This is a genomic window from Bradyrhizobium sp. WSM4873 (assembly GCF_055811355.1).
In genome coordinates, this window is sequence record NZ_JBVVPS010000076.1 from 1 (window position 1) to 7,852 (window position 7,852).

At 66.0% G+C, this 7,852-nt stretch carries 3 protein-coding genes; 1 reads left to right on the forward strand and 2 read right to left on the reverse strand.

Annotated features, from left to right (window positions below; translation table 11 throughout):
• Positions 1 to 147 precede the first annotated feature (147 nt).
• On the reverse strand, positions 148 to 1,599 hold the full coding sequence (locus AC0L21_RS37540; RefSeq protein ID WP_473266985.1) for a glutamate synthase subunit beta: 1,452 nt from the start codon (positions 1,597 to 1,599) through the stop codon (positions 148 to 150).
• A 142-nt stretch (positions 1,600 to 1,741) separates the two neighbouring features.
• A complete protein-coding gene (gene gltB, locus AC0L21_RS37545) occupies positions 1,742 to 6,475 on the reverse strand; it encodes a glutamate synthase large subunit (RefSeq protein ID WP_473266987.1) in 4,734 nt (1,577 codons plus the stop codon).
• Between the two features lie 492 nt (positions 6,476 to 6,967).
• On the opposite strand from gltB, the gene AC0L21_RS37550 reads away from it, so the two are divergent.
• Complete coding sequence (locus AC0L21_RS37550) at positions 6,968 to 7,732, forward strand: hypothetical protein (protein ID WP_473266989.1); 765 nt, start codon at positions 6,968 to 6,970, stop codon at positions 7,730 to 7,732.
• Positions 7,733 to 7,852: the final 120 nt, after the last annotated feature.

The following is a 7,852-nucleotide window of genomic DNA, read 5'->3' on the forward strand; positions in this document are numbered from 1 at the left end:
CCCCACCCCCGCCTCGCCCCCCCGGGTTTCCGGGGCCAACCCATCGCCGGGCGCCCGCTCTTTATAAAAAATTTGTCTGGGGTTCCCGGCCCCCCCCGCTGGCGGGGGCCATGACACCGTCTGCAAATCTGGCGGCGGAGCTAGCGCCTACCGCGGCAGATCCGTCTTCCCCATCAGGAACGTGTCGATCGACCTGGCACACAGCCGGCCCTCGCGGATGGCCCAGACCACCAGCGATTGGCCGCGGCGCATGTCGCCGGCGGTGAACACGTTCGGGCGCGAGGTCTGGTAGTCGAGCGTGTTGGCCTTGACGTTGCCGCGGGGGTCGAGCTCGACCGAGAGCATCTTGAGCAGGCCCTCGTGCACGGGATGGACGAAGCCCATCGCGAGCAGGACGAGGTCGGCATCGAGCTCGAACTCGGTGCCGGCGATCGGCTTGAACTTGTCGTCGACGCGCACGCAGTGCAGCTTCTTGACCTGGCCGTTCTCGCCGGTGAACTTCTGCGTCAGCACGGCGAATTCGCGGACCGCGCCTTCGGCCTGGCTGGAGGACGTTCGCATCTTGAGCGGCCAGTTCGGCCAGGTCAGGCCCTTGTTCTCGTGCTCCGGCGGTGCGGGCATGATCTCGAGCTGGGTCACGGAGAGCGCGCCCTGGCGCAGCGAGGTGCCGATGCAGTCGGATCCGGTGTCGCCGCCGCCGATGACGACGACATGCTTGCCGCCGGCCAGGATCTCCTGGACGCCGTTCAACGGTTCATTGGACACGCGGCGGTTCTGCTGCGGCAGGAAGTCCATGGCGTAGTGGATGCCGGCGAGGTCGCGGCCGGGGATCGGCAGGTCGCGCGGGGCTTCGGCGCCGCCGGTCAGCGCCACGGCGTCGTACTCGTTGAGCATCTCGCGCGGATCGACATTGCCGTCGCCGCCGACATGGCTGTTGTAGTGGAAGGTGACGCCTTCGCCTTCCATCTGCTTGACGCGGCGGTCGATGACGCCCTTCTCCATCTTGAAATCGGGGATGCCGTAACGCAGCAGGCCGCCGGCCTTGGCGAACTTCTCGAACAGATGCACGTCGTGGCCGGCGCGTGCGAGCTGCTGCGCGCAGGCCATGCCGGCCGGACCCGAGCCGATCACCGCGACCTTCTTGCCGGTCTTGTGGGCGGCAATCTCGGGCTTCAGCCAGCCATTGTCCCAGGCGCGGTCCACGATCGCGCATTCGATGGTCTTGATGGTGACGGGGTTGTCGTCGATATTGAGCGTGCAGGATGCTTCGCACGGCGCCGGGCAGATGCGTCCCGTGAACTCCGGGAAATTGTTGGTCGAGTGCAGATTGCGTGAGGCTTCTTCCCAGTTGCCCTGATAGACGAGGTCGTTCCAGTCCGGGATCTGGTTGTTGACCGGGCAGCCGGGCGTGCCTGGCGAGACCGAGCCGGTGCCGTGGCAATAGGGAATGCCGCAGTTCATGCAGCGCGCGGCCTGGTCGCGCGTTTCCTTCTCGGAGAGGGGGACGACGAACTCGTGGAAATGCTTCACGCGCTCGGCGACCGGGGTGTACTTGCGGTCATGCCGTTCGATTTCGAGAAAACCCGTGATCTTGCCCATTAAACCCGAAGTCCCTGCCGTCTAATCGTTTGTTGTTTCCTCACCGTCATTGCGAGGAGCTCTTGCGACGAAGCAATCCAGTCTGCTTCCGAGTAGAAAGTCTGGATTGCTTCGCTGCGCTCGCAATGACGGGGTGTGATGCTCAGGCCCCGATCGCGATTTTCGGCTCGGCGTCCGCGTTGGCGGCCATCTCGCGCAGCGCGCGCCGGTATTCGACCGGCATCACCTTGCGGAATTTGGGCAGCCAATCCTTCCAGTTAGCCAGGATGTCGGCGGCGCGTCTGGAGCCGGTCGCTTTCGCATGGCGCGTGATCAAGACGTGGAGCCGCTCGACGTCGGAGGCGAGCAGGTCCTTGAACACGTCGACCCGGCCGTGCGCCTCGAGGTCACCCGAGTGGTGGTAGGTGCCGGCGTTGATCAGCTCCTCCGACAGCACCGGCTCGAGCTCGACCATTGCCATGTTGCACAGCCTGTCGAAGTCGCCGGTCTCGTCCAGCACATAGGCGATGCCGCCGGACATGCCGGCCGCGAAGTTGCGTCCGGTCTTGCCGAGCACGACCACGATGCCGCCGGTCATGTATTCGCAGCAATGGTCGCCGGCGCCCTCGACCACCGCCACGGCGCCGGAATTGCGCACGGCAAAGCGCTCGCCGGCGATGCCGCGGAAGTAGCACTCGCCTTGAATGGCGCCGTACATCACGGTGTTGCCGACGATGATGCTCTCTTCCGGCACGATGCCGCTGTTGGCCGGCGGCTTGACGATGATCTTGCCGCCCGAGAGGCCCTTGCCGACATAGTCGTTGGCTTCGCCTTCGAGCTCGAAGGTGACGCCTTGCGCCAGCCACGCGCCGAAGGCCTGGCCCGCGGTGCCCTTGAGGCTGACATGGATGGTCTCATGCGGCAGGCCGGCATGGCCGTAGATCTTGGCGACCGCACCCGACAGCATCGCGCCCGCGGAGCGGTTGGTGCTGTTGATCTTGGCCTCGATCTTCACCGGCGCACCGCGGTCGAGCGCAGGCGTTGCCTGCTCGATCAGCGTGCGGTCGAGCACCGCTTCCAGATGATGGTTCTGGCGCTCGGAGTGATAGATCTTCTGACCCTTCTCTTCCTTCTGCTTGACGAACAGCTTCGAGAAGTCGAGGCCCTTGGCCTTCCAGTGCGCGACCAGCTTGGTCTGGTCGAGCAGCTGCACCTGGCCGATCATCTCATTGAAGCTGCGGAAGCCGAGCGAGGCCATGATCTCGCGGACCTCCTCGGCGACGAAGAAGAAGTAGTTGATCACATGCTCGGGCTGGCCGGTGAAGCGCTTGCGCAGGACGGGGTCCTGGGTCGCGACGCCGACCGGGCAGGTGTTGAGATGGCACTTGCGCATCATGATGCAGCCGGCCGCGATTAGCGGCGCGGTGGCAAAGCCGAACTCGTCGGCGCCGAGCAGCGCGCCGATCACGACGTCGCGGCCGGTGCGGAAGCCGCCGTCGACCTGGACCACGATACGGCTGCGCAGCCGCTCGCGCACCAGCGTCTGGTGGGTTTCGGCGAGGCCGATCTCCCACGGTGACCCCGCGTGCTTGATCGAGGTCAGCGGCGAAGCGCCGGTGCCGCCCTCGAAGCCCGCGATGGTGACATGGTCGGCGCGCGCCTTGGCGACGCCCGCGGCCACCGTGCCGACGCCGATCTCCGAGACGAGCTTGACCGAGACCGCGCCGTCCGGATTGACGTTCTTGAGGTCGTAGATGAGCTGCGCCAGATCCTCGATCGAGTAGATGTCGTGGTGCGGCGGCGGCGAGATCAGGCCGACGCCCGGCGTCGAATGCCGGACCTTGGCGATGGTGGCGTCGACCTTGTGGCCGGGCAATTGGCCGCCTTCGCCGGGCTTTGCGCCCTGCGCCATCTTGATCTGCATCATGTCGGAGTTGACGAGATACTCCGTGGTGACGCCGAAGCGGCCCGAGGCGACCTGCTTGATTGCCGAGCGCATGCTATCGCCGTTCGGCATCGGCTTGAAGCGGTCGGCTTCCTCGCCGCCTTCGCCGGTGTTCGACTTGCCGCCGATCCGGTTCATGGCGATCGCGAGCGTGGTGTGCGCCTCACGCGAGATCGAGCCGAAGCTCATCGCGCCGGTGGCGAAACGCTTGACGATGTCCTTGGCCGGCTCGACCTGGTCGAGGGCGACAGGCTTGCGCTTCTCTTCGTCTGCGTTCTTGATCCGGAACAGGCCGCGCAGCGTCAGGAGACGCTCCGACTGCTCGTTGAGGATCTTCGCGAAAGCGCGGTAGCGTTCCAGCGAATTGCCGCGGGCGGCGTGCTGGAGCAGCCCCACCGACTCGGCGGTCCATGCATGGTCCTCGCCGCGGCTGCGATAGGCATATTCGCCGCCGACATCGAGCGAGGTCTTGTAGACGAGCGCATCGCCGAACGCGTCGGCATGACGGCGCACCGCCTCTTCGGCAATCTCGCCAAGACCGACGCCCTCGACGCGGGTGTGCGTGCCGGCGAAGAACTTGCCGACGAATTCCGCCTTCAGGCCGATGGCGTCAAAGATCTGCGCGCCGCAATAGGACTGGTAGGTCGAGATGCCCATCTTGGACATCACCTTGAGCAGGCCCTTGCCGATCGACTTGATGTAGCGCTTGACGATCTCGTAGTCATCGAGCGAACCGGGCAGGCGGTCCTTCATCGCGATGATGGTTTCGAACGCCAGATACGGATTGATCGCTTCCGCGCCGTAACCGGCCAGACAGGCGAAGTGATGCACTTCGCGCGGCTCGCCGGATTCGACGACGAGGCCGACAGACGTGCGCAATCCGGTACGGATCAGATGATGATGCACGGCGGCGCAGGCCAGCAGCGACGGGATCGGAACCCGGTCGGTGCCGACCATGCGGTCGGACAGGATGATAATGTTGACGCCTTCGCGCACCGCGCTCTCGGCGCGCGCGCAGAGCTCGTCCAGCACCTGGTCCATGCCGGCCGCGCCGAGGCCGGCGTGGAAGGTGGTGTCCAGCGTGCGCGACTTGAAGTGCGACTCGGCGACCTCGGAGATCGAGCGGATCTTTTCGAGGTCCGCGTCGGTCAGGATCGGCTGGCGCGCTTCGAGGCGCTTGGTGGTCGCAAGGCCTTGCAGGTCGAACAGGTTCGGCCGCGGTCCGATGATGGAGACGAGGCTCATCACCAGCTCCTCGCGGATGGGGTCGATCGGCGGATTGGTGACCTGCGCAAAGTTCTGCTTGAAGTAGGTGAACAGCGGCTTGGCCTTGGCCGACAGCGCCGAGATCGGCGTGTCGTTGCCCATCGAGCCTGCGGCTTCCTCGCCGGTGGAGGCCATCGGCGTCATCAGAATGGTGATGTCTTCCTGGCTGTAGCCGAACGCCTGTTGGCGATCGAGCAGCGACAGGTTGGAGCGCACGCCGGTGGTCGGCACCTTCGGCAGCTCTTCCAGCACGATCTGGGTCCGCTCCAGCCACTCGGTGTAGGGATGGCTTCTGGCGAGTTCGGCCTTGATCTCGTCGTCGGGGATCAGGCGGCCCTGCTCGAGATCGACCAGCAGCATCTTACCGGGCTGCAGGCGCCACTTGGTGATGATCTGGTCCTCGGGAATCGTCAGCACGCCCATCTCGGACGCCATCACGATGCGGTCGTCCTTGGTGACGAGATAGCGCGCGGGCCGCAGGCCGTTGCGATCGAGCGTGGCACCGATCTGGCGGCCGTCGGTGAAGGCGATCGCGGCGGGGCCGTCCCACGGCTCCATCAGGGCTGCATGATATTCGTAGAAGGCGCGGCGCTTCTCATCCATCAAGGGATTGCCGGCCCACGCCTCCGGAATCATCATCATGACGGCGTGGGGCAGCGAGTAGCCGCCCTGCACCAGGAATTCGAGCGCGTTGTCGAAGCAGGCGGTGTCCGACTGGCCTTCGTAGGAGATCGGCCAGAGCCGGTTGATGTCCTTGCCGTACAGCTCGGAGCTCACCGAGGCCTGGCGCGCCGCCATCCAGTTGACGTTGCCGCGCAGCGTGTTGATCTCGCCGTTATGCGCGATCATGCGGTAGGGATGCGCCAGCGACCACGCCGGGAAGGTGTTGGTCGAGAAGCGCTGGTGAACGAGCGCGAGCGCGCTCTCGAAGTCCTTTTCGTGCAGATCGGGATAGTACTTGCCGAGCTGGTCGGCGAGGAACATGCCCTTGTAAATTACGGTACGGCAGGACATCGAGCAGGGATAATAGCCGGCGAGGCCGCGGTCGCGGCGCTGATAGATCGCCTGCGAGATCGACTTGCGCAGGATGTAGAGCCGGCGTTCGAAATCGTCCTCGGTCTTGGCGGTGCCGTTGCGGCCGATGAACACCTGCATGCAGGCGGGCTCGGTCGGCTTAACGGTGACGCCGAGCGAGGAATTGTCGGTCGGCACGTCGCGCCAGCCGAGCAGTGTCAGGCCCTCTTCCTTGATCTGGTCGGCGATGATGCTCTTGATGACGTTGCGCCAGGCAGTGTCGCGCGGCATGAACAGCGCGCCGATGGCGTATTCGCCGGGATTGGGCAGCGCGAAGCCGAGCTCCTTCGCCTTGCGGCTGAAGAAAGCATGCGGGATCTGCACCAGAATGCCGGCGCCGTCACCGGCGCGCGGGTCGGCGCCGACGGCGCCGCGGTGCTCGAGGTTGCAGAGGATGCTGAGCGCGTCCGCGACGATCTCGTGCGACTTCTGGCCCCTGATGTTGGCGATGAAGCCGACGCCGCAGGAATCCTTCTCCAGGCTCGGATCGTACAGGCCTACGGCCGGCGGGCGTGAATTGTGTTCCTGAATCGGATCGGCCGTTTTCGAGGCGACCGTCGCCGACAGTTGCTCTGCCACGATGTTTCCGCGCTCGACTTGCGACCCGTTCATGTCCTCGTCCTCTCCATGCGGCAAGCTGCCTCACCGCCATCTTCGGCGCACCTTGGGCGTCCCGCGGCACCCGCTTCTGGGTCACCGCTCGTCCGCTCGCGAGCCGCATTTTCTTAAATTCAGGCCAAGGCGTTCTTCGTCCCCGAGAACGGCTTTGCCTGTTGCCTTCTTGGCGCTCGAAAGCACCGATTTTCGTTGCAATCCCTATGCCGGAACCGCAAGCAAAATTGAGACAGTCTTCCTGTCCTAATCATCACCTTGCCAAATTTTTGTCTATCACACAAGCGCGCGCAAGTCCCGATTCCCCATATCTCCATCAATCGCTTTCCAGAAGTTGCGCGGCCCCGGTTTTGAAGCAAACGCGCCCTGATCCGGCCCCGCCGACGCCGGAATCCCCAATGAAGCTTCGGATCAACCCTTTGGAAGGCGCGCCACGCCGCAAGAAGCGAAAGAGCGCGATCCAGCCGGGGGCCTGACAGGAGCGTCTCGACCATGAAGTTTTTCACAGGATGTGTGGCCGCCGCAACGCTGGCGCTGGCCGCGACCACGGCTCAAGCGCAGGTTCCAGCGCGAGGGGCGATGATCGCGGTCTCGGATTTCGACGGGCCGTATGCGTCGCCGGAGGCCGCGCCGCTCCCGCCGCCGCGCTATGGCTATGGCTATGGCTACGAAGAACGCGGGCCGGCTCCGGTGCTGCTGCCGCCGACCGAGGTCTACGCGGTGCTGCGCGAGAATGGCTTTTCTCCGCTGGGCATCCCGCGCCTGCGCGGCAGCGTCTACACCATCGCGGCGATCGACCGCCGCGGCGAGGACGGCCGGCTGGTGATCGATGCCCGCGACGGACGGATTTTGCGCTTCATGCCGGCTGCCGACGCCTATGGCATGGCGCCAGGCTACGAGCAGCCTGCGGTTGCGCCTTACCGCCCGCAAAGCGCTCTGCCGCCGCCGACCTTGGTCCGCAGCGGTCCGCCCCGCCCACCGGCCCCGATCCCGCATGTCGCCAGCCGCCCCATGCCGCTACCGAAGGCCGCCCCGCCGCGCGAGGCGCCGGTCGCCGCCGCTAAGCCAGCCGAACCCGCGACGCAGCAGGTCCAGGCGCCGCAGGCACAGCCTGCGACGCAGACCGCGGCCGCCGTGCCGTCCAACAAGCCCGCTGAGGTCGCACCGCAAGCCGCCGCGCCAACCGTAGGTCAGGTCAAGCCTGCCGCGACGATCCTGCCTACGCAGGAGATGCCGGCGGCACAGGGGCTGGACTAAGCGCGGGCGTTTGATGCGATGGCCCGCATCACGCCAACGGTGTGGGGGGGGGGGGGGGGGGGGGGGGGGGGGGGGGGGGGGGGGGGGGGGGGGGGGGGGGGCGCGGGGGGGGGGGGGGGG